Consider the following 26,229-nt stretch of genomic DNA (forward strand, 5'->3'; position numbering starts at 1 on the left):
TGCGGAAGCCGGCGCCTTTCGGCAGATCAATGCGTGCGCAGGATTGCGCTGCGCGACGTCACGCGACGGGAATCGGGTTGTCGACAACGAAGCGGTTGAACTCGTCGACGAACGCGTGCTCGTTCGGCCCGGCATTGTCGCGCAACGGCTTCGCCGCTTCGACGACGACTTCGGTGGTGGCGGTCTCGAGGAGCGCCAGCGTCTCGGCGACGAACGCATCGACCGGCATCGCGCGCGGATCGCCGCTCTTGTGCACGAGATCGGTGTCGACCCACGGTGGCGCGATTTCCAGCACGCGCACGCTCGTGTCGCGCAGCATGAAACGCTGCGACAGCGTGTACGAATGGATCGCGGCCTTCGTCGCCGAATACAGCGCGGCCGACGCGAGCGGCACGTACGCGAGCACCGAGCTGTTGTTGATGATCGTCGCGTCCGGCTGCCGCTTCAGGTGTTCGACGAACGCCGCGCTGACGCGCACGGGGCCGAGCAGGTTCGTCTCGACGAGGCGCACGGCCTGTTCGTCGTCGAGCGGCCCGGCCGCATCGTCGAACGGCATGATGCCCGCGTTGTTGATCACGACGTTCAGCGCCGGGTAGCGGTCGATCAACCGCGCCGCGACCGCGCGGATCTGCGCGGCATCGCCGACGTCGAGCTCGATCGTGTCGATGTTCGGATACTGCCGCGCGATCTCGTCGAGCAGCTTCGTGCGCCGGCCGGCGACGACGACCTTGTTGCCCAGCTCGTCGAGCGCGATCGCCAGCGCACGGCCGATCCCGGACGTGCCGCCGGTGATGAGGATGGTGTTGCCGTCGAGTTTCATGACGATGCGCCTCAGCGGGCGGCCGCATAGCGCGGCGCCGGCGAATCGGTCGACAGATGCGGCGCCATCGTGCGGCGCGCGGCCTCGAACGCATCCCATTCGTCGGCCGCGTGCAGCGACGGAATCGTCACGAGCTCGCGGCGGTCGAAGCCGACCAGCGCCGCGTCGACCAGGTCGGACGCCGACATCACGATCTCCTTCGGCAGGTGTTCGATCGGCAGGCCGCCGGTCTGCCAGAAGTCGGTGGCCGTCGCGCCGGGCAGCACGGCCTGCACCTGCACGCCGTGGTCCGCGAGTTCGTGATGCAGCGACTGGCTGAACGCGAGCACGAATGCCTTGCTGCCGCCATAGACGCCATTGAGCGTTTCCGGCGACAGCGCGACGATCGACGAGATGTTGATCACGGCACCGCGGCCGCGCGCGACGAAGCCGGGCACGGCTGCATAGGTCAGGCGCGTGAGCGCGGTCACGTTCAGGTCGAGCAGCCGCGTCATCGCGTCGACGTCGCTGTCGAGCAGCGGCGTGTGCGTGCCGACGCCCGCGTTGTTGACGAGCAGCGTGATGCTCGCGTCCTGCTTCAGCTTCGCTTCGACGGCGGCGAGCGCCGCGCGGTCGTTGAGGTCGGCGCCGACGATCTCGACGCTGCGCTGCGTTTCGTTCGTGATGCGCTCGGCGAGCGCGGCCAGCCGGTCGCGGTTGCGCGCGACGAGGATCAGGTCGTAGCCGCGGCGCGCGAGGCGGTCCGCATAGATCGCGCCGATGCCGGACGATGCGCCGGTGATGACGGCGGTACCGCGATGTGCTTCAGTCATGATGTCGCTCCGTGTCGAGGAAAGGGTGAGTGCGTGAAGGCATTCTGGCCTCGAATCGCCGCGACACAAATGACGTAGATGGGTATGATTCAGGACATCGGGTGCCGATCGTGCCGCCCGCCACCGGAGACACGCATGCACCGCATCGGCTTTCTGATCAGCGACGGCTTCCAGATCATGGCGCTCGCCACGCAGTCGGTGTTCGAGTACGCGAACCTGGCCGCGGGCGAACCGTTCTACGTGATGGACAACTATTCCGTCGAGGGTGGCGACGTGCGCTCGTCGCTCGGGTTGTCGGTCGCGACGCGCGCGCTCAGCGGCCGGGTCGACGTCGATACGTGGATCGTCGCGGGCGTCAACGATCCGCTCGCATCGCCGGCGCCGGCCGGCGTCGTCGCGTTCCTGCGGCGCGCGACCGCGCGCGCGCGGCGGGTCGCCGGCATCTGCACGGGCGCGTTCGTGCTCGCCGAGGCCGGGCTGCTCGCGCAGCGCCGCGCGACGACGCACTGGGCGTACGGCCGCGAGATGCAGAAGCACTTTCCGGACATTCGTGTCGAGGAGGACCGGATCTACATCGTCGACGGCCCGATCTGGACGTCGGCCGGGATGACGGCCGGCCTCGACCTGACGCTCGCGATGGTGGAGAAGGATCTCGGCGCGGACGCCGCGCGCTCGGTCGCGCGCAAGCTCGTGATGCACCAGCGCCGCTCGGGCGGGCAGTCGCAGCATTCCGAAATGCTGGAGCTCGCGCCGAAATCGGACCGGATCCAGAACGCGCTGAACTACGCGCGGCAGAACCTCGGCCGCGCGCTGACCGTCGAGGAGCTGGCTGACGCCGTCCACCTGAGTCCGCGCCAGTTCAGCCGCGTGTTCACGCTGGAAACCGGGCAGTCGCCGGCGAAGGCGATCGAGCGGCTGCGTCTCGAGGCCGCGCGGCTGATGATCGAGCAGAGCCGGCACTCGCTCGACGTGATCGCGAAGGAGAACGGTTTTCGCGACCGGCGCCACCTGCGCGACGCGTTCGTGCGCGGTTTCGGCGTGCCGCCGCAGGCGGTGCGGCGCGACGCGCGGGCAGACGAGCGCGAAACGGCCTGACGTTCGCGGGCGCGAGCCGCCAGCGCGTGTCCGGGAAATCGCGCAGAATCTCCCGCATTCCTCGCGAGGAGACACCATGCACGCCGCCCCGTTCAACATTGCGATTCCCGATCGCGCGCTCGATGACCTGCGTCGGCGCCTGCGCGACATGCGCGCACCGCTGCTGACGCCCGCCGACCCGTGGCAGCAGGGTGTGGATGGCGCGTGGCTGCGCGAACTGGTTGCGTACTGGGCCGAGCGCTTCGACTGGCGTGCGGCGGAGCGCGCGCTGAACAGGCTGCCGCAGTTCGTCGCGGACGCAGACGGGCAACGCGTGCATTTCATCCATCGGCGCGGGGCGGGGCCGAAGCCGTATCCGCTCGTCATCACGCACGGCTGGCCGGGCTCCGTATTCGAGTTCGACGCGCTGATCGATCGCCTGTGCGATCCGGCCGCGTTCGGCGGCGATCCGCACGACGCGTTCGACGTCGTCGCGCCGTCGCTTCCGGGCTTCGCGTTCTCGCCCGCGCCCGCGGCGCCCGGCATGTCGGCATTTCAGGTCGCCGACAGTTGGGCGGCGTTGATGTCCGGGCTCGGATATCGCCGCTTCGGCGCGCAAGGCGGCGATCTCGGCGCAGGCGTGTCGATTGCGCTCGGCGCGCGACATCCCGGCGTGGTGGACGGCATTCATCTGAACTACCTGCCCGGCAGCTACGAGCCTCCGGCCGACGCGGCTTCGCCGCTCACCGAGGACGAACGGGCCTTCGTGACGCAGCGCGGAGAGTGGGCCGCGCTGGAGGGCGGATACGCGCATGTGCACATGACGAAGCCGCAGACGCTGGCCGTCGCGCTCAACGACTCGCCGGCCGGGCTGGCCGCGTGGATCGCCGAGAAATTCCGCGCGTGGAGCGATTGCGGCGGCGACGTCGCGCGGCGGTTTTCGCACGACACGCTGCTGACCGGCATCTCGCTCTACTGGTTTACCGGCAGCATCGGCTCGGCAATGCAGATGTATTGGGAAAACCGGCTGCAGCCGATGCGCTTCGCGGCCGGGGAACGCGTGGCGGTGCCCGTCGCGTTCGCGCGCTTTCCGAAGGAGATCAGCCGCCCGCCGCGCAGCTGGCTCGAACGGGTGTTCGACGTCGTGCAGTGGGCCGACATGCCGAGCGGCGGGCATTTTGCCGCGATGGAAGAACCGGACCTGCTGGCCGGCGATATTCGCCGATTTTTCCGGCGTTTTCGGTAAGGCGCCGGGAGGCGGCATCGCTGGCGAAGTGCGCCGGCGGCCATTCGCGCGCTGGCGAGCGCCGGCACCGTGCGGATCGTGACGCGACGATCCCGCCCGTCTTATCGCATGACCTATCGTGTTACAAACGGCGTAGCATCGTGCGGCGCGGTACGCGCATGCTTGCGCTGGCGCAGCAGCGCGACGCGGCAATTCTCGCGCGCGGTCTCGCGGCCGTCGTCGTCGAGCAGCACCAGGTCGCCGCGCATCACGTTGAGCGTGATCACGTCGTCGCCGGGCGCGCCGAGCGTTTCCGGCGTGTGCACCGACCCGGCCGGTTCGAGCACCGTCGAGCCGGCCTGCGCGACCCATTCGTACTCGCGGTAGCGCCACGCACCCTGCAGCGTATGGACGAACACCTCGCCGTCGTGGCGATGGCGCGGCAGCGTGCCGCCGGCCGGCATCTTCAGCAGCGCGGTCAGCGTGTCTTCCGCCGCATTGATATGCAGATACTTGATTGCGAGCCCCGGCAGGTCGGCGCTCATCGGCAGCCACGGCAGCGCGTCGCCGGGCAGGCACGAAATCGGCGGCAGGTCGGTGGAGAGCGGGGCGGACGGCTGCGTCATGGCGGAGGGAGAGCGGAAACGGGGAAGTGGGCATTATCGCAGAGCGCGAGCGGGCGGCAGCCACGGCCGCGGCCCGACGCCAGCGCGGGCGAAGCCTGAACCGGGCTACGCGGCGGCGCTGTCGTCGCCCGGCTGCGGCGCCGCATGCGCGGCTTCCAGGCACGACTGGAACAGCAGCGCCGCCCGCGACGGCCGCGGCGAGCGCCGCAGCAGGCTCACGAACCGGCACCGGTAGTTGAAGCGGTGCGGCGCGATCGGCTGCATCAGCCCCTTGTTTTCGAAGCTCTCCGCGTAATGGTCGGGCAGGAAGCCGAGATAGCGGCCGGACAGGATCAGCGTCGCGATCGATTCCTGGTCCGACGCCGTCGCGCTGCGCGTGAGCTTCGCGCGATGGCTCAGTTCCATGTTCGGCGAATGGAAGCCGAGCCCGGCGAACGCATGATTGCGGATCGTCGTCCACGTGAGCTTGCCGTGCGGCGCGTCGAACAGCGGGTGCTGGCGGCCGCAGTACAGCAGCATCCGCTCGTCGAACAGTTCCGAATACACGAGGCTGCCCGAGCTGCGGTGCGCGGGGATGATGCCGACCTGATAACTGCCGTCGATGATCCCGCGCTCGACCTCGTTGATCGACGCGACGTGCAGGTTCAGCGCGACGTCGGGCGCCTCGTCCGCGAACTGGCGGATCGCGTCGCCGAGCCGCGCCTGCGGGTTGGTGGCGGTCTTATCGAACACGGCGACGTGCAGTTCTCCGCCCATCTTGTCGTGAATGCCGTCGATCCTGCTGCGAAATGCCTCCATCGACGCGAGCAGGCGCAGGGTTTCCTCGTACACCGTCTGCCCCTCGGCGGTTAGCGTGAAGCCGGCGCGGCCGCGTCGGCACAGCACGAGGCCGAGGCGCGTTTCCAGATCCTTCACGTGCCGGCTGATCGTCGAGATGCCGATATTCAGCTCGAGTTCGGCCGCCGCCATCCCGCCGCACTGCACGACGCCCTTGAAGACCCGCAGCAGCCGCAGATCCATGTCGCTGAGCTGCCCGAGCAGCGCGCGGCTCTTCGGTTTCTTTGCTTGCATAGACGAGCAAGTGAACATTGATATTGCGATATTGAAGAGACTAATTGTCGTCCCGACAATGCGCAACATCAACACAAGAAGGAGGGGCGCGCCGCGCCGACCGACATGACCGATACGACCATCGCCAAGCAGCAGGAAGAGACGAACCTCCGCACCGACGCCGCGTGGCTCGACGCCCACTGGATGCCGTTCACGGCGAACCGCCAGTTCAAGTCCGATCCGCGCATGATCGTGTCGGCGAAGGACGCGTATTACACGGATGGCGAAGGCCGCAAGATCTTCGACGGCCTGTCGGGCCTGTGGTGCACGGGCCTCGGTCACGGCCGCACGGAAATCACGGAAGCCGTGAGCCGCCAGGTCGCGCAGCTTGACTACGCGCCGGCGTTCCAGTTCGGTCATCCGAAGTCGTTCGAGCTCGCGAACAAGATCAAGGACCTGACGCCGGCCGGCCTCGACTACGTGTTCTTCACCGGCTCGGGCTCGGAAGCGGCCGACACGTCGCTGAAAATGGCCCGCGCGTACTGGCGCGCCAAGGGCAAGGGCACGAAGACGCGCCTGATCGGCCGCGAGAAGGGCTATCACGGCGTGAACTTCGGCGGCATCTCGGTCGGCGGGATCGGCGCGAACCGCAAGCTGTTCGGCCAGGGCATCGACGCCGATTTCCTGCCGCACACGCAGCTCGCGGAAAACCGGTTCTCGCGCGGGATGCCGGATAACGGCGCCGACCTGGCCGACCGCCTGCTCGACCTGATCACGCTGCACGACGCGTCGAACATCGCGGCCGTGATCGTCGAGCCGTTCTCCGGCTCGGCGGGCGTGGTGATCCCGCCGAAGGGCTATCTGAAGCGCCTGCGCGACATCTGTACCGCGCACGACATCCTGCTGATCTTCGACGAAGTCATCACGGGCTTCGGCCGTGCCGGCGCGATGACGGGCGCCGACGCGTTCGGCGTGGTGCCGGACATCATGAATTTCGCGAAACAGGTGACGAACGGCGTGCAGCCGCTCGGCGGCGTGATCGCGACGAAGGAAATCTACGACACGTTCATGGCCGCGGGCGGCCCCGAGTACATGCTCGAGTTCCCGCACGGCTACACGTATTCGGCGCACCCGGTCGCGTGCGCGGCCGGCGTCGCGGCGCTCGACCTGCTCGTGAAGGAAGACGCGGTGGCCCGCGTGCGCGATCTCGCGCCGCATTTCGAGGCGGCCGTGCACGGGCTGAAGGGCCAGCGCCATATCACCGACATCCGCAACTACGGGCTGGCGGCCGGCCTGACGATCGCGGCGCTGCCGGGCGAGCCGGCACGGCGCCCGTACGAGATCGCGATGCGCTGCTGGGCGAAGGGCTTCTACGTGCGTTACGGCGGCGACACGATCCAGCTCGCGCCGCCGTTCATCGCCGAGAAGCGCGAGATCGACAACCTCGTGAACGCGCTGTCCGACGCGCTGAACGAAGTGGACTGAGCCGCGGCCCTTTTCCCGCGACAACCGAATTCACGAAAGAGCCTGAACGATGAAACACGACAGCAATGTGACCTCCACCCTCGGCCACCTGATCGACGGCAAGCGCGTCGACGGCGGCAGCCGCGTCCAGCCGGTGTTCGACCCGGCCACCGGCGAATCGCACAAGAGCGTCGCGCTCGCCGACAAGCTGACCGTCGAAGCCGCGATCGCGTCCGCGCAGGCCGCGTTCCCGGCATGGCGCAATACGCCGCCGCTGAAGCGCGCCCGCGTGATGAGCCGCTTCAAGACGCTGCTCGAGGAGCATGCGGACGAACTGTGCGCGCTGATTACCGCCGAGCACGGCAAGGTGCTCGCCGACGCGATGGGCGAACTGCAGCGCGGGATCGAGAACGTCGAATACGCGTCCTACGTGCCCGAGCTGCTGAAGGGCGAGCACAGCAAGAACGTCGGCCCCGCGATCGATTCGTGGAGCGAATTCCAGGCGCTCGGCGTGGCCGCCGGCATCACGCCGTTCAACTTCCCGGTGATGGTGCCGCTGTGGATGTGGCCGATGGCCGTCGCGTGCGGCAACACGTTCGTGCTGAAGCCGTCCGAGCGCACGCCGTCGTCGACGCTGCGCATGGCCGAGCTCGCGCTCGAGGCCGGCCTGCCGCCGGGCGTGCTGAACGTCGTGAACGGCGACAAGGAAGCCGTCGACACGCTCCTGACCGACCCGCGCGTGAAGGCGGTGAGCTTCGTCGGCTCGACGCCGATCGCCGAATACATCTACTCGACCGGCTGCGCGCACGGCAAGCGCGTGCAGGCGCTCGGCGGCGCGAAGAACTTCGCGGTCGTGATGCCCGACGCCGACATCGGCAACGCGGTGAACGCGCTGATGGGCGCCGCGTACGGCTCGTGCGGCGAGCGCTGCATGGCGATTCCGCTGGTGGTCGCGATCGGCGAGGAAACGGGTGACAAGGTGGTCGAAGGCCTGCGGGCCGAGATCGCGAAGATGAAGGTCGGCCCGGGCAACGGGGCCGGCGTCGACATGGGGCCGCTCGTCACGCAGCAGCATTTCGAGAAGGTGACGGGCTTCGTCGAGGCGGGCGTGGCGGCCGGCGCGACGCTCGTCGTCGACGGCCGCAGCGTGAAGGTCGACGGCCACGACGGCGGCTACTACCTGGGCCCGTGCCTGTTCGACAACGTGAAGCCCGGCATGCCGATCTATCAGCACGAGATCTTCGGGCCGGTGCTCGGCGTGATCCGCCTGAAGTCGCTCGACGAGGCGATGGCGCTGATCGACGCGCACGAATACGGCAACGGCACGTGCCTGTTCACGCGTGACGGCGAAGCGGCGCGCTACTTCAGCGACAACATCCAGATCGGCATGGTCGGCATCAACGTGCCGCTGCCGGTGCCGGTCGCGTACCACTCGTTCGGCGGCTGGAAGCGCTCGCTGTTCGGTGATCTCCACGCGTACGGCCCGGATGCGGTGCGGTTCTATACGAAGCGCAAGACGATCACGCAGCGCTGGCCGTCGGCCGGCGTGCGCGAAGGGACGGTGTTCAGCTTCCCGTCGAACCGCTGACGCGCTGACGCACGATCCGGCCGCAACGCGACGCGCGCCGCTCGGCGTGTGTCGCCACGCGGCCCGCGCAAGGACGCACGAGCCCGCCCCGGTCGACGATCGGGGCGGGCCTTTTTACATGTACGGCGGTCGTGCCGACGCTGAAGACGGGGAAAGAATGCTTACGGCGCGACCACGTGCCACATGTTCTTGAAGTTGTCGCCGTTGCGGTCGCCCTGTTTCATGTCCTTCGCGAAGAAGTACAGCGGCTTGCCCTTGTAGGCCCATTGCGGGCTGCCGTCGTCGCGCTTGACGATCGTATAGGGGCCGACCGGAACGTCGGTCGCGCTGGCCTTGTACGGCGGCCAGAAGGACTCGCATTGGCCCTTGCATGCGCTGGTGCCGGCGTTGGGCTTGTCCTGGTCGAAGGTGTAGACGGTCATTCCGTTCGCGGCGACGAGCGCGCCGTTTTCGACCTTGGTGATCGAGCCTTGAGCCGAGGCCGAAACGGACGCCATGGCGAGCAGGGCGGAGCTGACGAGCAGCACGGCTTTCATGATTACCTCCTTGTAGTCCGGTGGGCGGCGCGCTCGCGCGCACGGCCGGGCGTGCGCGCGAGCGCGGGGAATGGTGCCGGAACGCGGCGCCGTGGCCGCCGGTGCGAGCGACGCGAAGTCGAATGACGGCCGAACGGACCCGCTTCATTCACCATAGGCGGTTTTTCGCGGGGCTGCGAGAAGAACCGGGGGCGCATCGGCGGCGCGTAGGCGTCGCGCAACGTCGCGGCGGTCGTGCGCGCGCAGCGGTATTTGCTATCCGTCCCCGCAGCAGCGCAACGAGGCACCGCATGTGCTGCCTCGTTGCGTTCGGCAACGGTGCCACGCCGTCAGCGAAACACCGGCGCCGACGCGAGCGCCGTCAGCACGGCCGGCATCGCGAGCGCGGCGGCGATCGTCTGGAACGCGGTGATGCCGGCCATCAGCGGCGCGTCGCCGCCGAGCTGGCGCGCCATGATGTACGACGAGGACGAAGTCGGCAGCGCCTGGAACAGCAGCGCGATGGTCAGCGCGGCATCGCCGAGCCCGAACAGGCGGCCGGCGGCGAGCGTGGCGAGCGGCATCGCCATGAACTTGAACGCCGACGCGATGCACATCGGCTGCATCCATCCGCGCGCCGCGTCGAACTTCAGTGCCGCGCCCACGCACAGCAGGCCGAGCGGCATCGATGCGGCGCCGAGCGCGCGCACGGCCGGTTCGACGGAGGCCGGAAACGCGAGGCCGGCGGCCTGCATCGCGATCCCCAGCGCGCACCCGACGACGAGCGGATTCGACAGGATCTGGCGCACGAGCGCCCACGCGCCGAGCCGCGTGTCGCCGTAGCGCGCGAACACCAGCACGCACATCAGGTTCACGGTCGGCACGATCGCCGCGACGCATACGGCCGCGAGCGCGATGCCGTGCGCGCCGAACAGTCCGGCGGCGAGGGCGGTGCCGACATAGTTGTTGAAGCGCACCGCGCCCTGGAACACCGACGTGAACCCGGCGCCGTCGACCTGCACGAACCGGCGGACCAGCAGAAGCAGCGCCGCGACGAGCACGGTCGAGCCGACCAGCGCCGCCGCGAGCGGCAAGACGGGCAGCGCTTGCAGCCGCGCAGTCGCGAGACCGTGCGCGAACAGCGCGGGCAGCAGCACGTAATAGCAAAGCCGCTCGGCGTGCGGCCAGAACGCATCGGCGATGAAGCCCGTGCGCCGCAGGCCGTGGCCGAGCGCGACCAGCAGCGCGACCGGCGCGAGCGCGAGCACGATCGGGCCGATCATCGACGCGCCTTCAGGCGACGCGGGCCGAACGGCCGGCGGGCGGCGCGGCGGAACGAAGCGGGAATCCATCCGGCGGGCAACATGGCGGCACGCAATCGAAAGAGTGACGATGCCGCCAAGTTAACACGCGCAAGCAGCAGGAATAATGGTGAATTATCGGGTGTTCAATGAGAAATTCTCATCGATGATGCGCTGACTTCGGCGGCCAGCGCACGTGCGAAACGCTCGGCCGGACGCGACTGGTGTTCGAGCAGCACGACCGCGCGGCCCATCTGCGGCTGGCCGAACGGCAAGCGCGTGACGGGCGGCAGCCGCGCGAGCGTCGCGTCGGGGAGCGCGACGATCGCCGCGCCGAGCCCGCGCGCCACCATCCGCGCGATCGTCTCCGCGCTGTCGAGCACCATCTCCTCGCGCACGCGCACGCCGATGCGGCGCAGCTCGGCGGCGATCATCCGGCCGGCCCACGCCTGCGCGTCGAAGCGGATGAACGGCAGCGCCTCGAGCAGCGTGCCCGCGTCGCGCTCCGCGTAGTGCGGCGGCGCGAGCAGCCAGAAGCGGTCTTCGTACAGCGTGGTCCACGTCAGTTCCGCCGGATGCGGGCGCACCGGGCGCGTCGTGATCGCCGCGTCGAGTTCGCCGGCCGCGACGCGGTTCGCCAGTTCGGCCGACATGCCGGCCGATACGTGCACGCGCAACGACGGGTGCGCATCGCGCAGCGCGAGCAGCGCATCGGGCAGCGGGCCGGACAGCGCGGTATGGATTGCGCCGATTCGCAGACGGCCGACGAGCTTCTTCTCGTCGCTGAGCGCATCGGGAATCCGGTCGACCATCGCGAGCACCTGCTCGGCCTGCGCGACGAGGATCTTGCCGGCTTCGGTGAGTACCGGCTGGCGGCGCGAACGGTCGAACAGCCGGACGTCGTATTCGCTTTCGAGCGTCTTGACCTGCAGGCTCACGGCGGACTGCGTGAGCCCGATCGCTTCGCCGGCGCGCGCGAAGGTGCGGTATCGGGCGATCGCGACCAGGGTTCTGAATGCGCGTAGTGACATGGGCTCGATGAGAGGGGCGGCCGGGACCGGCACGCGGATTGCTCGATGATGCCGGAGGCGGTGCAGGGGCGACGTGCCGATTGCGCCGCCGACGCCGCCGACGGCCGCCGAAGCGGATGGGTGCGGCCGGCACGCTGCCGGACATCATGCCCGCGCGTGCGGAAACGGGCAACCGCGGCAGCGGCGGCATCGGCTGCCCGCGGCAGAATGCGGCAGAACGCGCGGTGCGTCGCATGCGGACCGGCCGGTGCGGGTTTTCGTGAATGGCATCGAGCCGGGCGGGCGCGCTCATCCGTGAACGCAGGATGGGCCGCGCTCGCGCGTGCCGCCCGCCTGCGTTTCATCGATACCTCGGGGCGACGCGTGCCGTCGCGTCGCCCCGGCTCTTTGCGGAGGTAATGACGATGCCAGAGGACCCCGGTGAGGTTGCGCGCGCCAGCTATCGCGCGTATGTCGACAAGGACCGCGATGCGATCGAAGCGCTGATCGCGCCGGACTTCCATTTCACGAGCCCGCTCGACAACCGGCTCGATCGCGACGCGTATCTCGCGCGCTGCTGGCCGAACAGCGCGATGCTCGCCGGTTTCGAGTTCGTCGACGTCACCGTGCACGGCGAATACGTGTTCGTCGTATACGAAGCCGCGACGACCGCCGGCAGGCGGTTCCGGAATGCGGAGCGGTTGCGGGTCCGCGACGGCCGGATCGTCGAGGCCGAGGTGTATTTCGGCTGGTACGTGCCGCATCAGGCGCCCGATGGCGGGTTCATCGAATCGGGCGGTTGACGCGCGACGTGCAGCGGCAGGTCACACCCAGAGCCGGTACATCCAGAACGATTCGTCCTCGGCGAAGCGCCGCACGAACTCGGTTGGCGAGAAGCCCGTGATGCGCCGCGTCGCGCGGCTCAGGTGCGCCTGGTCGGCGAACCCTTCGTCCAGCGCGAGCGCGGCCCAGTCGACCGGTTGTCCGGCGTCCTGCCGGTCGCGCGCGGCGAAGAACACGCCTTCGGTGCGCACCAGCATTTGCCAGTCGCGCAACGAGCGCCCGCTGTACGCCTTGATGCGCCGTTCCACCTGGCGCGGGCTGTGGGTGTGCCGCCATTCGCGCGCGATCGACGCGAGCCGCCCGACCCAGCTGCGCCCGGCATCGCGCAGCGACGACAGCGGCGACACGCTGCCGCGCAGCGCATGCCAGCGCGGCGCGAGGTGTCGGTCGAGCGCGGCCAGCGCGTCGTCGTCGTGCTCGGCATCGGCGAGCGCATCCAGCAGCGGCCGCCAGCTGTCGTCGAGGCATGCATGTGCGTCGACGAAGGTGTCGTGGATCGCCGGCAGCGCGACGCCGAACAGCGCGCGCGCAGCATCGGCATGCAGGCAGACGATGCCGCCTTGTCCGCCCGTCGGCGCCCAGCTCGCGACCGGCATCGACTGGCTGCCCGACAGCGTCGCCGATGCGCCGAACGGCCGCCATACGGGGCCGTCGTCCGTGCACCGGACGAGCCCGACGTCGAAGCCGCGATACCACGACAGGCAGACGATCGGCGACGCGGGGAAATGCGTGAGCCGCTGCGCGTCGCTCAACGCGAAGCCGCGCGTGTCGCGGCAGACGATCGCGGCGACCGCGCCTCGCAGCGCGGCCGGCGGCGGATACAGCCGCGTGGGCGGCGACCGGCCGTCGCACCGCACGCGCGGCGCACGCGCGTGCGGATCGGGACACGGTGACGGATTCGGAGACGGACCGGAGGGCATGACGCCGGAGTATAGGGACCGGCGCCGCACGTGTCGATGTCGTTTGCGTTCAAGACCGGCAGCGTGTCGATCCGGACAATCCGGAGCATGAACCCACGATCCTCTTCCCGATGCCCGTTTCATGCGGACGCCGCTGATGCGTCTCCCGTGCTTCACCCGCCCGGCGTATGGCCGCCGGGGCCGCGAGCCGGCCTGACGGGGTGGCCGCTGCTGCGCGCGATGTCGCGCGACCTGACCGGCGCGCTCGCAGGCTGGCAGCGTGCGCATGGCGACGTCGTGCACCTGCGCATGTGGCCCGAACATGCGGTGGTCGTGACCGATCCCGCGCTCGTGCGCGAGCTGCTGGTCACGCATCACGATGCGTTCGTGCGCTGGGAGCGCGGCATTCGCGTGTTCTCGCGGGTTCACGGGCGCAGCGTGCTGGTCGCCGAGGGCGACGCATGGCGCGACAAGCGGCACGCGCTGCAGGCGAACTTCGCGCCGAAACCGGTGCAGGCGTTCGTGCCGTCGATCGCCGCGACAGCCGGTCGTGCGCTCGCGCAGTGGCCCGCGTGCGACGCACACTGGCCGGTCGAGAGCGCGCTGACGTCGCTGGCGATGGACGTGATCATGCGCACGATGTTCTCGGATTCGATCGGCGCACACGCGCGCGTTGCCGAAGAGGCCGTGCGCACGGTGGGCGCGGCGGCGAACGCGGAGTTCTACCAGCCGGCCAGCGCGCCGGACTGGATGCCGTGGAAGCGCGGCAAGGCGCGGGCGCTGGCGGTGCTGAACGGACTGATCGACCGGCAACTGCATGCGCGTCTCGACATGCCGGAGCACGGCTGGCCGGACGACCTGCTGTCGCGCCTGTTGCGGCTGCACCGTGCCGACGGGTACGCATGGCCGCTGCGGGCCGTGCACGACGAGTGCATGACGGCATTCCTGGCCGGCCACGAGACGGCCGCGGCCACGCTGACCTGGTGGGTATGGAACATGGCCGCGAATCCGGCCGCGCAGGCCGCCGCGCGCGACGAGGTCGTGCGCGTGCTGGGCGGCCGTGCGCCGACCGCCGACACGCGCCCCGCATTGCGATACCTGACGCAGACGCTCGAGGAAACGATGCGCCTGTATCCGGCGGCACCGATCCTGATCAGCCGTCGCGCATTGCGGCCGGTCGCGCTGGGCGCATGGCAGTTTCCGGCGCGGACGCTGTTCATGCTGCCGATTCAGCTGATGCATCACGATGCACGATGGTTTCCGGAGCCGCGGGCCTTCCGGCCCGAGCGCTTCGCCGACGACGCGCCGGCGATTCCGCGCGGCGCATACCTGCCGTTCGGCACGGGGCCGCGCGTGTGCCTCGGGCAGCATCTGGCGATGACGGAGATGACGGTGGTGGCGGCGATGATCCTGCAGCGCCATGAATTGTCCGTGCCGCCCGGCATGGCGGCGCCGCGCGCGGCGCTGAACGTGACGTTGCGGCCCGAGCGCGCCCTGCACGTGGCGATCGCGCCGACCGGGCTGGCGGCGGACGTCGCGTTGTCGTAACGCGGCGGCGTGTCGCGTTTACCCCGCCGCATCCTCCCCAAGCGCCTGGATGAACCGCGAAAACAGCTCCGGCTGCGACGAGATCCCGAGTTTCGCGTAAAGATGCCGCCGATGCACCTTCACCGTTTCCGGTGAAATCGCCAGCCGCTCGGCGATCGCCTTCGACGAATTGCCGCGCAGCACCATTCGCGCGATCGACATCTCGCGATCGGTCAGCACGCCCGCGCCGAAGCGCGCGAGCGCCTGCTCGACGCGCGCGCCGAGATCGTCGTCGGGTGTCACGCGCGCGGCATCGCCCACCAGCCGCCAGTGCTGCCGGATCGTCGCGAGCACCCACGGCATCGCGGCCGTCAGCTTGCCGAGCGGTTCGACGTCGAAGCGCGCGGCCGCGCCGAGCGACAACGACAGCAGCAGGTCGGGGTTCGGCCGCAGCAGGATCTGGATTTCATCGTCGCCGACCGCGTGGCGGAAGTAGTTCAGGAAATACTCGCTCTGCCGGAACAGGTCGGGCGCGACCTCCTCGAGCCGGTAGCAGCCGTCGGCGAGCCCGTCGTGCGCGGCCTGCAGGAACGGATCGAGCAGATACAACCCGTTGAGGTAAAGCGGCACCGGCGACGCGCTGTCGGTGCCGCCCGTGTCGTATTCGTCGAGGACGAGCGGCACGCCGTCGCGGCCGATCGCGGTCGCGAGCGCGTTGTCGAACGGCACCATTTCGTTGAGCAGCAGCACCAGGAAACGCCAGAAGCGCGGCTGGCCGAGATGATCGATCGCGCGGCCGAGCGCCTGGTGCATCGCGATTTCGGAGAAGAGTCGATCCATATCACCACCGAAGGGTGTAACACGAAGGGGGAATAGCGGTCCTGAAATTGGCTTCCTAGACTGCCACGCAATCAATCGGGCCCGAGTATGGGTGTTCAAAAAAGCGCAGGACAGAAGCAACAGGAGAACGAAATGGCGATGATGTCGGAATCGACGGGCACGCTGCAAGCGACGCCTGCCACGGAAGGCGCGCCGCGCGCGTTGTCGCAGACGCTCAGCGTGCGCGACGCGGTGATGATCACCGTGTCGGGCGTGACGCCCGCCAGCTCGATCTTCGTGATCGCGCCGTTCGCGATCCAGCAGGCCGGCAGCGGCGCGGTGCTGTCGTTCCTGCTCGGCGGCGTGCTCGCGCTCGCGTTCGCGCTCTGCTACGCGGAGCTCAGCGCCGCGCACCGCAGCGCGGGCGGCGAATACGTGATGGCCAAACGCGTGTTCGGCACGCTGCCCGGCTATCTGACCTTCATCACGGTGCTGTCCGTCAGCGTGTTCATTCCCGCGGTGCTCGCAAGCGGTGCCGCGCCCTACCTGAACAACGCGCTCGGCACGCACTTCAGCAACCAGTCGGTCGCGTTGACGATCGTGTTGCTCAGCTACGTGCTCGGCATGCTGAACATCAAGACGAACGCATGGATCACCGGCGCGTTTCTCGTCGTCGAGATCGGCGTGCTGATGCTGATTGCGGGGCTCGGCTTCGGCTCGCCGCATCGCGGCGCGGACGCACTGGTCGCGCCGGTCGTCGCGAGCGGCAATGCGCTGGTGCCGGCCACGCTCGCGGCGATCGTGCCCGCGATCGGCACGGCGATCTTCTGCTACAACGGCTTCGGCTCCGCCGCCTATCTCGCGGAAGACCTGCGCGGCGGCAACCGCAACGTCGCGAAAGCGGTGATCTATTCGCTGCTGGTGATCCTCGTCGTCGAACTGATTCCGCTCACCGCGATCGTGCTCGGCGCGCCGTCGCTGACGGAACTGACGAAGAGCGCCGACCCGATCGGCTATGTCGTGCGCTCGCTGAGCAACCCGGCGGTGTCGCGCGCGGTCAGCGGCGGGATCTTCCTGTCGGTATTCAACGCGATCATCGCGATCGTGATCACGATGGGGCGCCTGCTGTACAGCAGCGGCCGCCATGCGCTCTGGTCGCGCACCTGCAACCGCGCGTTCTCGACGATCCATCCGCGCTTCGAATCGCCGTGGCTCGCGACGCTCGCGCTCGCCGTGCCGTCGTCGGGGCTGGTGTTCGTGTCGAGTCTCGACGAGCTGACCGCGTTCACGGTCGACCTGCTGCTGCTGATCTACCTGGTCGTCGGGCTGGCCGCGCTCGCGAGCCGGCTCGTGCGCCGCGACGTCGAGCATCATTACCGGATGCCGCTGTGGCCCGTGACGCCGCTCGTCGCGGTCGCGGGTGCCGCATACACGCTCTACACGACGCTGGCGACGGCGACCAAGCCGACCGACCTGATCATCATCGGCGCTCTGCTGGTGGCCGCGCTCGCGATGTATGCGGTCTGGGCCCGCCACAGCGATGCGTTCCGCTCGCTCTGAACCACCCGACACACTCAACCATTGAAAGACTGGAGGAATTGCATCATGCGCACGAGGGATCTCGGCATCCGCATCGGACTCGGCACGCCGGGCCGCTTCAACGCGATCACGGACGTACCGGGCGTGCGGGTTGGACATTGCACGCTGAACGTCGAGAACGGCGATGCATCGATCCGCACCGGCGTGACCGTGATCGAGCCGCGCGCGGGTGCCGCGCACGATTCGCCGTGCTTCGCGGGCGTCCATGTGCTGAACGGCAACGGCGACGCGACCGGGCTCGAATGGATCCGCGAAGCCGGCCTGCTGACGACGCCGATCGCCTATACGAACACGCACAGCGTCGGCGCGGTGCGCGATGCGCTGGTCGCGAACGAACGCGAGGCGGCGGCCGGCCGCGTGTACTGGTGCATGCCGGTCGTGATGGAAACCTACGACGGCCTGCTCAACGACATCTGGGGGCAGCACGTGCGCGCCGAGCACGTGCTGCGCGCGCTGGCCGCCGCACAGTCGGGGCCGGTCGCCGAAGGCGGCGTCGGCGGCGGCACCGGCATGATCTGCCACGAGTTCAAGGGCGGCATCGGCACCGCGTCGCGGGTGGTGACGGCCGACGCGGGCGGCTGGACCGTCGGCGCGCTCGTGCAGGCGAACTACGGCGTGCGCGAGATGCTGCGCGTGGCCGGTTATCCGGTCGGCGACGTGCTGCGGCACGTGCCTTCGCCGTTTCGCGCGCCCGACGGGCAGGGCGAGGCCGGGATGGGTTCGATCGTCGTCACGATCGCGACCGACGCGCCGCTGCTGCCGCATCAATGCACGCGCCTCGCGCAGCGTGCGAGCGTCGGGCTGGCACGCGTCGGCGGCGGCACCGAGGATTCGAGCGGCGACATCTTCCTTGCGTTCGCAACAGGGAACGACGGCTTGCCCGCCGCGAACTACGGCAGCAAGGGCGCGCCGACGACGGCCGTGAAGATGGTGAACAACGACCACATCTCCGCACTGTTCGTCGCCGCGGCGGAAGCGGTGGAGGAAGCGATCGTGAATGCGCTGGTCGCGGGGAGCGACGTCGAGTCGCGCGGCGCGCGGGTCGAAGGGCTGGGGCAGGCGCGCTTGCTGGATGCGTTGCGCGAAGTGGGGTGGCGGCCGGTGCGCGGCGCCTGAAACGGCATGCGCCGCTTCAATCGAAGCGGCGTGGCGGGCAGTGTCGTTGCGGCGATCGGCCGGCTCGTCGTGCACGCGCGCAGGCGATACGTGCGATACGTGCGATACGTGCGATGTGCGCGCGGCGAGCCCGGCCGTGACGACGCGGCGTCATGCTCAGCTGCCGAAGTAGACGTTGCAGAAGCTGACGGGGCCCACGCATGCGTTCGGGTCTTCCTGCTTCGATTGCGCACGATCGACGCGGCCCGAGGCCTGGACGGCTTCGGCGCGGTTCGCCGGTTGTTGCGCGACGTCGGCCGGCGCGCTCTGCGCGTGCGCGACGGCGGCGGTGAGCGACAGGGCAACGAGGGCGAGGTGCAGCGGCTTCATTTCGGTTTCTCCTGGGTCAGTGCCAGTCTCGCTGGCAGTGAGGAAACTATAGGCTCGCCCTGCCTGGAAATTAATCACCGCGGGTGCAGAGCTTATTTCCAATCGGAACAAGGGTGACGTTGCGTACGCATCGATCTCCCGCCGACCCTCGTCGGCGCTCAATGACGATGGCGGTTGAACGGCGCATCCTTGTCCAGCAGCGCGCTGCGAATGAAGTGCAGGCAGCCGACGATGCGCTGCATGCGGTGGCGTTCATCGGGCACCGCGTACCATGCGTGCAGCGTGTGCTGCGCGGCGCGAATCGACAGGTTCACCGATTTGAGCGTGCGCGCATGATGGCCCGGCGTCGGATCGTCGAAGAAGCGCGGCAGCTCGTGCAGCACCGCGTCGACCGAGGCGGTCCAGCGCAGCGTCTGCGGCGGTTTCGATTCGCAGAACCCGTGCAGCTCGTCGCGCAGGTCGATCACCGCGTGGCCGACTTCGAGCGTCGAGAGCATCCAGCGCAGTGCGTCGCGATGTTGTCGCGTGCGCTTGACGAGCAGCGTGCGCAGCTGCGCCATCAGGTCGTGCGTGCTCGACTGGAAGCGCGCGGCGAGCCCGTCGCGCGCGCCTTCGCACGCGAACGTGACCTGGCGGCGCAGGTCGTGCGCGATCCGCGACGTGAGCCACGGCATGTGGGTCGGAAACACCACGGCGAACACGATCGAGCAAGCGAGCATCGCGACGACGACGGCGAAGCCGTTGTTGATCAGCACCTCGGGCGTATACGCGATCGCGTTGTCGGGGCCCGCGAGCAGGCAGAAGAACACCGCGAAGCCGATGCCGTAACCTGACAGGCCCGGGCGCATCGCGAGGAACGCGCCGATGCCGAGCACCGGCGCGAGTGCCGCGCACAGCAGCGGAAAACCGTCGATGTTCGGATAGACGTAGCAGAGGAACACGTAGCCGACGGCGGTCGCGAACGCCGCGCCGACGCCCATCTGCGCGACGAACTTCGGTGCGCGCGGCGACGTCGAGCTGAGCGCGCACGCGATCGCGGTCGCGATCACGGCGAGCGAGCCGCTCGGCCATTCGGACGCGAGCCAGAACGCGCTCATCGCGCCGACGGCGACGAGCGTGCGCAGGAACGCGAAGCCGACGAAGAACGAATTGGTCTTCACCGCGTAGTGCGTGACCGAGCGTTCGAACGCGTGATCGTCGCGATCGAGCGATGCGTTGGTGTCGGCGTAGCCGAGATACTCGCCGATGAAGCGATACATCAGCTCGATCGCGGTGTCGAAGTCGAGCAGGCCGCCGGCCGCGTGATCCTCGATCGCGCGACGCGAGGCGCGCGCGGCCTTCGGCAACGCGGCGTGAAAGCGGCGCAGTTCGAGCAGTGCGCCGGTGGTCGACGTGATGCCGCGCTGCCGCTCGTCGCGCAATGCGGTGATCCGCTGCGCGAGCGCATCGATGTGCGGCGCGAGTGCGTCGAGCACCGCGTCCGACCGGTTCGCGCGCAGGCGTTTGACGAGCTGGTGCAGCGCATGCAGGCGCGTGCACGCATTCATGAACTCGCTGTTGAGCCGCGCGAGCCGGCGGCTGCGCGCGCGAATGTGCGGATCCTCGAACGACGCGAACGCGCGGTTGGCCTCGAACCCGACGATCTCGTCGACGAAATCGGCGAAGCGCCGCTCGAAGTCGCCGCGCGCGAGGTCGCCCGACAGCGCGCCGGCCGCGAATGCCGCGAACTTCACATGACGCGCGCTCAGCGAGCGCATCAGCGCTTTCGCGGAACTGAGCGGCAGGATCAGCGCGCTGACCGCGCCGGAGCATGCGATGCCGAGCGCGACTTCCGCGGCGCGCGTGAGCGCGGACTGGAACAGCGTCTGCGGCGTCATCACCGCGGGCAGGCCGATCAGTGCGGCGGTGTAGCCGGCGAGCACGAACCCGTACCAGCGGAAATGGCGGTTGCGCACCGCGAGCGCGATGCAGCCGCCGACCCACAGCGTGATGCCGGCCATGTAGAGCTCCGGCTGCTGCGCGAACAGCCCGCCGAGCGCGAGCGCGGCGACGAGGCCGGCCGCCGTGCCGAGCATGCGGTAGAAGCTCTTCGCGAACACCATCCCCGACAGCGGCTGCATCAGCACGAACACGGTCGTCATCGCCGTGCGCGGCTGCGACATCTCGAGCCGCATCGCGATCCCCATCGCGAGCAGCGCGGCGAGCACGGTCTTGGCGAGATGCAGCCAGATCAGCCCGTCGGTCGCGGCCCAGTCGCGCGCGGCGCCGCCGAGCGGATCGAGCCAGGTTCTCCATCGGGCCGGTTCGATGGAAGGTCGCTCGATCGCAGGTTGTGGCTTCATGAAAAAAAGCGGGGCGCGTGCGGTGCCGCGGCGCGTCCGGACGGGTCCGTTCGACTGGTGAGGCGCCGATTGTAGGAGTGCGGCGCGCGGGCATTAACGCAGCTACGGGGAAACGATAGTTGCAGGCCGCGTAACAATCTGTCGCATCCGCTGGAGGAAAATAGCGGCTCCGCTACAGGTGGCTCACAGGAATGGATACCCTACAAAACATGCGGGTGTTTACGCGCGTCGTCGAGACGGGCAGTTTCACCGCGGCCGCGCAATCGCTGAATTCGACGACGGGCGCGATGTCGCGCGCGGTGTCGGAGCTCGAGGCGCGCCTGCGCACCCGTCTGATGAATCGCTCGACGCGCCGCCTCGCGCTGACGTCGGCCGGCGAAAGCTATCTGCGGCGCTGCCGCCAGATTCTTGCCGACGTCGATCGCGCCGAGGAGGAGGCGAGTTGCGCGCACGAACGGCCGGCCGGCGTGCTGCGCATGCACAGCTTCGCGAGTGTCGGCCATCACTACGTGATGCCCGCGCTCACGCGCTACCACACGCAATATCCGGACGTGTCGATCGAGCTGTCGCTGTCGCAGCGCATGCCCGACCTGTTCGACGGCACGAGCGACATGGCGGTCGTGACCGCATCGTCGCTGCCCGACTCGGAGCTCGTGTCGCACCTGCTCGGCTCGACCTTCAGCATCCTGTGCGCGTCGCCCGAGTACGTGAAGCGCCACGGCGCGCCGGCCCGCCCGCAGGATCTCGGCGCGCACGCGTGCCTGACACTTTGCACGCCGGCGTTCCCGACCCACGAATGGGTGCTTGAAGGCGCCGACGGCATCGAGCAGATCCATGTCACCGGGCCGGTGCAGACCAATACGGCCGAGTCGCTCGCGCTCGCGATCCGCGACGGTATCGGGATCGGCATGCTGCCGCTGTATGCGGCGATCGACGCGCTGCAGGACGGTACGCTCGTGCGCGTGCTGCCCGGGCACATCCTGCAGAAGATGAACGTGTATGCGCTGTATCCGTCGCGCCGCTTCATCGACGCGAAGGTGCGCACCTGGGTCGAGATGCTGCGTGCGCAGGTGCCGGGGATGATTGCTCGCGACGTCGAGATGCTGAACGCGATCGACCGCGAGCCGCAGGCTGCCTGATCAGGCAGCCCGAGAGCGAATCCAGGACGAGATGGCCGCGTGCCGGACGGCACGCTGTCCGGCCGCATCCATCGTGACGAACCGTTTCGCGCGATTTCCGCCGCGCCCGCGGGACGCATGTCACGCGGGTGCGGCGTTGCTGCGTGTCTTCACAGCGCGGGCTTTGCCGCCACGCCCGATTCCGTTGCGCCCGCACCGGCCGGGCCATATGCGCGTTGCGCGGCCTTGTGCTCGGCGAGCCGTTTTGCTGCCAGGCGTTCCTGCGCGGCCATGATGTCGTCCGGATAGTTGCCGGCGTCGCCGAGCGACGGGTTGTAGCCGACCGATTCGAGGTCATAGAGCTCCTGCAGCACCTGTGCGCGCGTGACGGGCGCCTTGGCGGACTGAGCGAACGACAGGGCCGGTGCGGCAAGCAGGACGGCAGCGGCGGCGGTAACGACGAGCGATTTCACGATGTTCTCCAGTAGACGGGGTATGAGGCCGGTCCGGTGATCGACGCGCGATCCGAACCGTCGATGCCAGTCTATGCAGCACACGCGCGCACAAAAACCCCGATTCCGGGCAGGCAGCTTTCCAGATGGAACAACATTGGTGCACGTCGCCCACAGCGCGCGAACCCGTCCGCCAGGACAGGGTCCTGGCGGACGGGCGACGGGCGCTCACGCGGCGCGGAACTCAGAATCGCGTGCGCATGCCGATCGTGCCGACGATCTGGTTCGCGGTGCTCGAGGCGCCGCCCGACGTGTTGATGAAGGCCTGGTAGCCGCGGCCCGACGCGTGCTGGTACATCGCTTCCGCGTACAGGTCGGTGCGGCGCGACAGCTTGTACACGGCCTGCAGGTCGACCTGATGCCACTTCGGATCGGTGCCGTGCTTGCTGTCCGGGTTCGACACGCTGGCGTCCGTGTACACGTAGGCCGCGCCGAGACTGACGGCCGGCGTCACCGCATAGCGCACGTTCACGTCGTAGTTGTTGAACGCGACCTGGCCGGTGGAACCGAACGAGCCCGAGTTGTCGTACTGCGAGCGCGTATAGACGAAGCCGACCGTCGCCGGACCGAACACGTAGCTGACACCGCCGCCGTACGAGCGCATGCGGTCCGCGCCCACCGACCAGCCGCCCTGGCTCACGCTCTTCGCTTCGGCCACGTCGGTCGCGCCCGGGCTTGCGCTCGTCGAGCCCTTCGTGCCGTTCATCTGCAGGTACGCGCCGGCCAGCTTCAGCGGGCCGTTCGTGTAGCTTGCCGCGACGCTGTACGCGCGGTTGCCGGCGAAGTTCGTCGAGTTCGAGAAGCCGTACAGCGCGCCGACCTTGAAGCCCGCGATCGTGTCGCTCGTGTACTTCACCGCGTTGTTGATGCGCACCGAGTGGTTCAGGTTGTCGTTGTCGAACGGATGCGCGAAGCCGGTATCGCCGAAGTCGCCGGCCGTCGCGGACAGCGGCGCGACGAAGTCGACCATCGTGTCGTACTGGCGGCCGAGCGTCAGCGTGCCGTAGCCGCTGCTGGTCAGGCCGACATACGCGTGGCGGCCGAACAGCTTGCCGTCCTGCCCGAGCGCGCCGTTGTTCACGTTGAAGCCGTTCTCCAGGACGAACAGCGCCTTCAGGCCGCCGCCGAGATCTTCCGTGCCGCGCAGGCCGAAGCGGCTGCCGTTGACCGTGCCGGAGGTCATGCGCCACAGCGATGCGCCGCCGGCGTTGTTGGTGTACGCGATGCCGGCGTCGATCAGGCCGTACAGCGTGACCGAGCTCTGGGCGTGCGCGAGCGGGGCGAAGAGTGCGGCGGCGGATGCGGCGGCAATCAGGGTTTTGTTCGTTTTGTGCATGTAACAGCTCCTGCGTGTGGGACGGGTGACCAAAGTTCGGCGCAAGTGTAGGGGCGGGGTCGCGCGATTCCGGCCGCAGGCGCGCGAGTACACCGTTGCGAGTTGCGCAAGAGTGCGTCACACGGCGTTCACAAATCGGTCCGGAGGCCGGACGGCGTGCGTTTTCGCCGACGGCGCGACGCGAGCGGTCGGTCGGTCGCGCATGCCGTGTCGCGCATTGACAACACGCGCGTCGCCGGCGCGGGAGTTGATCGCCGCGCCGCGCGCGTGGAGAATGGGCAGACCATTGCCGAGATCCGGAGCCCCCGATGACCACGCCGCGCCGTCCTTCCTTGAGTGCCGCGCTGTGCTACCGCGACCCGAAAGCCGCGCTCGCGTGGCTCGAACGCGCATTCGGCTTCGAGCGCGCGCTGGTCGTCACCACGCCGGAAGGCGACATCGCGCACGCCGAAATGAGATTCGGCGACGGCCTCGTCATGATCGGCGGCGCGTGGGCCGACTTCATCGCGTCGCCGCACGACACGGGCGACCGGAACACGCAGCACGTCCACGTGCATCTTCCCGACGACGCCGACATCGACGCGCACTGCGAACGCGCGCGTGCGGCCGGCGCGGAGATCCTGCAGGCGCCGGCCGACCAGTTCTACGGCGATCGCATGTATCGCGCGCGCGATCCCGGCCGGCATGTGTGGACGTTCGGCAAGCACGTGCGCGACGTGGCGAACGACGAGATGAGCGCGGCGACCGGCCTGACGATCGAGGATTTCAAATAAGCGCGGCACGCATCGCAGGAGCCGGTTTTTCCCCACCACGCGGCGCGCTGACGCCGCATGACGCTTGGACCCACCATGAACCTCTTCAATGCACGCCTGCGCGGCCGCGACGGGCTGTTCACGATCGGCATCGACGGCGACCGGATCGCGCGGATCGACGCGCAGGCCGCGCCGGTCACATCGGTCGGCGCCGGCGATGTCGATGCGGGCGGCCGTCTCGCAATTCCGCCGCTCGTCGAACCGCATATCCATCTCGATGCGGTGCTCACGGCCGGCGAGCCGGCCTGGAACATGAGCGGCACGCTGTTCGAGGGCATCGAGCGCTGGTCCGAGCGCAAGGCGACGATCACGCACGAGGACACGAAGACGCGCGCGCATGCGGCGATCGGCATGTTGCGCGATCACGGCATCCAGCACGTGCGCACCCATGTCGACGTCACCGATCCGACGCTGGCCGCGCTGAAGGCGATGCTCGAAGTGAAGGACGAGGCGCGCGGGCTGATCGACCTGCAGATCGTCGCGTTTCCGCAGGAAGGCATCGAGTCGTTCGACGGCGGCCGCGCGCTGATGGCGCAGGCGATCGAACTCGGCGCGGACGTCGTCGGCGGGATCCCGCATTTCGAGAACACGCGCGAGCAGGGCGTCAGCTCGATCCGCTTCCTGATGGAGCTGGCCGAGCGCACCGGCTGCCTCGTCGACGTGCACTGCGACGAGACCGACGATCCGCATTCGCGCTTTCTGGAAGTCCTCGCGGAAGAGGCGCGCGTGCGCGGCATGGGCGCGCGCGTGACCGCGAGCCACACGACCGCGATGGGCTCGTACGACAACGCGTATTGCTCGAAGCTGTTCCGGCTGCTGAAGCGCGCGGGCCTGAACTTCGTGTCGTGCCCGACCGAGAGCATTCATCTGCAGGGGCGCTTCGACACGTTTCCGAAGCGGCGCGGGCTCACGCGTGTCGCGGAACTCGATCGCGCGGGCCTGAACGTGTGCTTCGGACAGGATTCGATCAAGGATCCGTGGTATCCGCTCGGCAACGGCAACATCCTGCGCGTGCTCGACGCCGGCCTGCACATCTGCCACATGATGGGCTACCAGGACCTGCAGCGCTGCCTCGACTTCGTGACCGATCACAGCGCGACGACGATGCATCTCGGCGACGGCTACGGGATCGCGGTCGGGCGGCCGGCGAACCTGGTCGTGCTCGATGCCGACTGCGACTATGAAGCCGTGCGCCGGCAGGTGAAGGCCACGCTGTCGGTGCGCCACGGGAAGGTGATCATGCGGCGCGAGCCGGAGCGCGTCACGTATCCGGAGTGACGCGGATGCGGCGACGGCGGTGGACGGCGGCACGCCCCGTCGGGAACTGCCGTCTTTCTTGTATGCGCTGAATGCATGAGTTGATCAGAAAAATACGTTTGTCTCATGAGAGATCGACGCCTACGATGCGGTCCTGACGGCGGCGTGCATGGTGCGCGCCGTCTTGTCAATCAT

24 protein-coding genes are annotated in these 26,229 nt (G+C 68.8%); 11 read left to right on the forward strand and 13 right to left on the reverse strand.

What is annotated here, in order from left to right; translation table 11 throughout:
- Positions 1–58 precede the first annotated feature (58 nt).
- Positions 59–820: an SDR family oxidoreductase gene (locus DIE04_RS01055; protein WP_124519625.1), complete on the reverse strand. Its 762-nt coding sequence runs from the start codon at positions 818–820 to the stop codon at positions 59–61.
- A gap of 11 nt (positions 821–831) precedes the next feature.
- Complete coding sequence (locus DIE04_RS01060; protein WP_124519623.1) at positions 832–1,632, reverse strand: SDR family oxidoreductase; 801 nt, start codon at positions 1,630–1,632, stop codon at positions 832–834.
- Positions 1,633–1,767: 135 nt separating this feature from the next.
- Here DIE04_RS01060 and DIE04_RS01065 point away from each other — a divergent pair, with 135 nt between their 5' ends.
- Both DIE04_RS01065 and DIE04_RS01070 read left to right on the forward strand, forming a co-directional pair.
- Positions 1,768–2,727: a GlxA family transcriptional regulator gene (locus tag DIE04_RS01065; protein ID WP_124519621.1), complete on the forward strand. Its 960-nt coding sequence runs from the start codon at positions 1,768–1,770 to the stop codon at positions 2,725–2,727.
- A gap of 76 nt (positions 2,728–2,803) precedes the next feature.
- Positions 2,804–3,952: an epoxide hydrolase family protein gene (locus DIE04_RS01070; RefSeq protein WP_124519619.1), complete on the forward strand. Its 1,149-nt coding sequence runs from the start codon at positions 2,804–2,806 to the stop codon at positions 3,950–3,952.
- Positions 3,953–4,065: 113 nt separating this feature from the next.
- Here DIE04_RS01070 and DIE04_RS01075 read toward each other — a convergent pair whose 3' ends face one another.
- Positions 4,066–4,557, reverse strand: coding sequence for a 2,4'-dihydroxyacetophenone dioxygenase family protein (locus tag DIE04_RS01075; RefSeq protein WP_124519617.1), 492 nt, complete (start codon positions 4,555–4,557; stop codon positions 4,066–4,068).
- Positions 4,558–4,662: 105 nt separating this feature from the next.
- On the reverse strand, positions 4,663–5,628 hold the full coding sequence (locus tag DIE04_RS01080) for a LysR family transcriptional regulator (RefSeq protein WP_260426169.1): 966 nt from the start codon (positions 5,626–5,628) through the stop codon (positions 4,663–4,665).
- Between the two features lie 105 nt (positions 5,629–5,733).
- On the opposite strand from DIE04_RS01080, the gene DIE04_RS01085 reads away from it, so the two are divergent.
- Both DIE04_RS01085 and DIE04_RS01090 read left to right on the forward strand, forming a co-directional pair.
- Positions 5,734–7,092: an aspartate aminotransferase family protein gene (locus DIE04_RS01085; protein ID WP_124519508.1), complete on the forward strand. Its 1,359-nt coding sequence runs from the start codon at positions 5,734–5,736 to the stop codon at positions 7,090–7,092.
- A 49-nt stretch (positions 7,093–7,141) separates the two neighbouring features.
- The gene (locus DIE04_RS01090; protein ID WP_044843039.1) at positions 7,142–8,659 is read left to right on the forward strand and encodes a CoA-acylating methylmalonate-semialdehyde dehydrogenase; all 1,518 of its coding nucleotides are present in this window, start codon (positions 7,142–7,144) and stop codon (positions 8,657–8,659) included.
- 161 nt (positions 8,660–8,820) lie between these two features.
- Here DIE04_RS01090 and DIE04_RS01095 read toward each other — a convergent pair whose 3' ends face one another.
- The 3 genes from DIE04_RS01095 to DIE04_RS01105 all read right to left on the reverse strand — a co-directional run bounded on the left by DIE04_RS01095 (position 8,821) and on the right by DIE04_RS01105 (position 11,506).
- Positions 8,821–9,195 carry a hypothetical protein gene (locus DIE04_RS01095; RefSeq protein WP_044843040.1) on the reverse strand — a complete coding sequence of 125 codons (375 nt, stop codon included), beginning with the start codon at positions 9,193–9,195 and terminating at the stop codon, positions 8,821–8,823.
- Positions 9,196–9,524: 329 nt separating this feature from the next.
- A complete protein-coding gene (locus DIE04_RS01100) occupies positions 9,525–10,457 on the reverse strand; it encodes an AEC family transporter (RefSeq protein ID WP_124519615.1) in 933 nt (310 codons plus the stop codon).
- Positions 10,458–10,621: 164 nt separating this feature from the next.
- Positions 10,622–11,506 carry a LysR substrate-binding domain-containing protein gene (locus DIE04_RS01105; protein ID WP_124484892.1) on the reverse strand — a complete coding sequence of 295 codons (885 nt, stop codon included), beginning with the start codon at positions 11,504–11,506 and terminating at the stop codon, positions 10,622–10,624.
- A gap of 404 nt (positions 11,507–11,910) precedes the next feature.
- Here DIE04_RS01105 and DIE04_RS01110 point away from each other — a divergent pair, with 404 nt between their 5' ends.
- Positions 11,911–12,288 carry a nuclear transport factor 2 family protein gene (locus tag DIE04_RS01110; protein WP_124519506.1) on the forward strand — a complete coding sequence of 126 codons (378 nt, stop codon included), beginning with the start codon at positions 11,911–11,913 and terminating at the stop codon, positions 12,286–12,288.
- Between the two features lie 21 nt (positions 12,289–12,309).
- Here DIE04_RS01110 and DIE04_RS01115 read toward each other — a convergent pair whose 3' ends face one another.
- Positions 12,310–13,248 carry an AraC family transcriptional regulator gene (locus DIE04_RS01115; RefSeq protein ID WP_124484891.1) on the reverse strand — a complete coding sequence of 313 codons (939 nt, stop codon included), beginning with the start codon at positions 13,246–13,248 and terminating at the stop codon, positions 12,310–12,312.
- Positions 13,249–13,467: 219 nt separating this feature from the next.
- Between DIE04_RS01115 and DIE04_RS01120 the strand changes: the two genes are divergently transcribed.
- A complete protein-coding gene (locus DIE04_RS01120; protein WP_409333435.1) occupies positions 13,468–14,775 on the forward strand; it encodes a cytochrome P450 in 1,308 nt (435 codons plus the stop codon).
- Positions 14,776–14,793: 18 nt separating this feature from the next.
- On the opposite strand, the gene DIE04_RS01125 is transcribed toward DIE04_RS01120, so the two are convergent.
- The gene (locus tag DIE04_RS01125; protein WP_044843044.1) at positions 14,794–15,594 is read right to left on the reverse strand and encodes a helix-turn-helix transcriptional regulator; all 801 of its coding nucleotides are present in this window, start codon (positions 15,592–15,594) and stop codon (positions 14,794–14,796) included.
- A 132-nt stretch (positions 15,595–15,726) separates the two neighbouring features.
- Here DIE04_RS01125 and DIE04_RS01130 point away from each other — a divergent pair, with 132 nt between their 5' ends.
- Together DIE04_RS01130 and DIE04_RS01135 are read left to right on the forward strand one after the other, a co-directional pair.
- Complete coding sequence (locus DIE04_RS01130; RefSeq protein WP_044843045.1) at positions 15,727–17,133, forward strand: APC family permease; 1,407 nt, start codon at positions 15,727–15,729, stop codon at positions 17,131–17,133.
- A 45-nt stretch (positions 17,134–17,178) separates the two neighbouring features.
- Positions 17,179–18,288, forward strand: a complete 1,110-nt coding sequence (locus DIE04_RS01135) for a P1 family peptidase (protein WP_124484888.1) — start codon at positions 17,179–17,181, stop codon at positions 18,286–18,288.
- 156 nt (positions 18,289–18,444) lie between these two features.
- Here DIE04_RS01135 and DIE04_RS01140 read toward each other — a convergent pair whose 3' ends face one another.
- Positions 18,445–18,657, reverse strand: a complete 213-nt coding sequence (locus tag DIE04_RS01140; protein WP_044843047.1) for a hypothetical protein — start codon at positions 18,655–18,657, stop codon at positions 18,445–18,447.
- A 158-nt stretch (positions 18,658–18,815) separates the two neighbouring features.
- On the reverse strand, positions 18,816–20,999 hold the full coding sequence (locus tag DIE04_RS01145; protein WP_124519611.1) for an FUSC family protein: 2,184 nt from the start codon (positions 20,997–20,999) through the stop codon (positions 18,816–18,818).
- A gap of 191 nt (positions 21,000–21,190) precedes the next feature.
- On the opposite strand from DIE04_RS01145, the gene DIE04_RS01150 reads away from it, so the two are divergent.
- A complete protein-coding gene (locus DIE04_RS01150) occupies positions 21,191–22,138 on the forward strand; it encodes a LysR family transcriptional regulator (RefSeq protein ID WP_124484886.1) in 948 nt (315 codons plus the stop codon).
- Between the two features lie 149 nt (positions 22,139–22,287).
- Here DIE04_RS01150 and DIE04_RS01155 read toward each other — a convergent pair whose 3' ends face one another.
- Together DIE04_RS01155 and DIE04_RS01160 are read right to left on the reverse strand one after the other, a co-directional pair.
- A complete protein-coding gene (locus tag DIE04_RS01155) occupies positions 22,288–22,590 on the reverse strand; it encodes a DUF4148 domain-containing protein (protein WP_124484885.1) in 303 nt (100 codons plus the stop codon).
- A gap of 223 nt (positions 22,591–22,813) precedes the next feature.
- Positions 22,814–23,965, reverse strand: coding sequence for a porin (locus DIE04_RS01160; RefSeq protein WP_044843051.1), 1,152 nt, complete (start codon positions 23,963–23,965; stop codon positions 22,814–22,816).
- Between the two features lie 308 nt (positions 23,966–24,273).
- Here DIE04_RS01160 and DIE04_RS01165 point away from each other — a divergent pair, with 308 nt between their 5' ends.
- On the forward strand, positions 24,274–24,738 hold the full coding sequence (locus DIE04_RS01165; RefSeq protein WP_124519610.1) for a VOC family protein: 465 nt from the start codon (positions 24,274–24,276) through the stop codon (positions 24,736–24,738).
- A gap of 75 nt (positions 24,739–24,813) precedes the next feature.
- Positions 24,814–26,055, forward strand: a complete 1,242-nt coding sequence (gene codA, locus DIE04_RS01170) for a cytosine deaminase (protein ID WP_124519608.1) — start codon at positions 24,814–24,816, stop codon at positions 26,053–26,055.
- The last annotated feature ends 174 nt before the right edge of the window (positions 26,056–26,229 follow it).

Origin of the sequence: Burkholderia sp. Bp8994 (assembly GCF_003853805.1) — a bacterium.
Classification (GTDB): Bacteria; Pseudomonadota; Gammaproteobacteria; order Burkholderiales; family Burkholderiaceae; genus Burkholderia.

Coding starts and splice junctions, on each gene's coding strand:
- DIE04_RS01055 (WP_124519625.1), bottom strand. CDS start 820: ATGAAACTCGACGGCAACACCATCCTCATCACCGGCGGCACGTCCGGG.
- DIE04_RS01060 (WP_124519623.1), bottom strand. CDS start 1,632: ATGACTGAAGCACATCGCGGTACCGCCGTCATCACCGGCGCATCGTCC.
- DIE04_RS01065 (WP_124519621.1), top strand. CDS start 1,768: ATGCACCGCATCGGCTTTCTGATCAGCGACGGCTTCCAGATCATGGCG.
- DIE04_RS01070 (WP_124519619.1), top strand. CDS start 2,804: ATGCACGCCGCCCCGTTCAACATTGCGATTCCCGATCGCGCGCTCGAT.
- DIE04_RS01075 (WP_124519617.1), bottom strand. CDS start 4,557: ATGACGCAGCCGTCCGCCCCGCTCTCCACCGACCTGCCGCCGATTTCG.
- DIE04_RS01080 (WP_260426169.1), bottom strand. CDS start 5,628: ATGCAAGCAAAGAAACCGAAGAGCCGCGCGCTGCTCGGGCAGCTCAGC.
- DIE04_RS01085 (WP_124519508.1), top strand. CDS start 5,734: ATGACCGATACGACCATCGCCAAGCAGCAGGAAGAGACGAACCTCCGC.
- DIE04_RS01090 (WP_044843039.1), top strand. CDS start 7,142: ATGAAACACGACAGCAATGTGACCTCCACCCTCGGCCACCTGATCGAC.
- DIE04_RS01095 (WP_044843040.1), bottom strand. CDS start 9,195: ATGAAAGCCGTGCTGCTCGTCAGCTCCGCCCTGCTCGCCATGGCGTCC.
- DIE04_RS01100 (WP_124519615.1), bottom strand. CDS start 10,457: ATGATCGGCCCGATCGTGCTCGCGCTCGCGCCGGTCGCGCTGCTGGTC.
- DIE04_RS01105 (WP_124484892.1), bottom strand. CDS start 11,506: ATGTCACTACGCGCATTCAGAACCCTGGTCGCGATCGCCCGATACCGC.
- DIE04_RS01110 (WP_124519506.1), top strand. CDS start 11,911: ATGCCAGAGGACCCCGGTGAGGTTGCGCGCGCCAGCTATCGCGCGTAT.
- DIE04_RS01115 (WP_124484891.1), bottom strand. CDS start 13,248: ATGCCCTCCGGTCCGTCTCCGAATCCGTCACCGTGTCCCGATCCGCAC.
- DIE04_RS01120 (WP_409333435.1), top strand. CDS start 13,468: ATGTCGCGCGACCTGACCGGCGCGCTCGCAGGCTGGCAGCGTGCGCAT.
- DIE04_RS01125 (WP_044843044.1), bottom strand. CDS start 15,594: ATGGATCGACTCTTCTCCGAAATCGCGATGCACCAGGCGCTCGGCCGC.
- DIE04_RS01130 (WP_044843045.1), top strand. CDS start 15,727: ATGGCGATGATGTCGGAATCGACGGGCACGCTGCAAGCGACGCCTGCC.
- DIE04_RS01135 (WP_124484888.1), top strand. CDS start 17,179: ATGCGCACGAGGGATCTCGGCATCCGCATCGGACTCGGCACGCCGGGC.
- DIE04_RS01140 (WP_044843047.1), bottom strand. CDS start 18,657: ATGAAGCCGCTGCACCTCGCCCTCGTTGCCCTGTCGCTCACCGCCGCC.
- DIE04_RS01145 (WP_124519611.1), bottom strand. CDS start 20,999: ATGAAGCCACAACCTGCGATCGAGCGACCTTCCATCGAACCGGCCCGA.
- DIE04_RS01150 (WP_124484886.1), top strand. CDS start 21,191: ATGGATACCCTACAAAACATGCGGGTGTTTACGCGCGTCGTCGAGACG.
- DIE04_RS01160 (WP_044843051.1), bottom strand. CDS start 23,965: ATGCACAAAACGAACAAAACCCTGATTGCCGCCGCATCCGCCGCCGCA.
- DIE04_RS01165 (WP_124519610.1), top strand. CDS start 24,274: ATGACCACGCCGCGCCGTCCTTCCTTGAGTGCCGCGCTGTGCTACCGC.
- codA (WP_124519608.1), top strand. CDS start 24,814: ATGAACCTCTTCAATGCACGCCTGCGCGGCCGCGACGGGCTGTTCACG.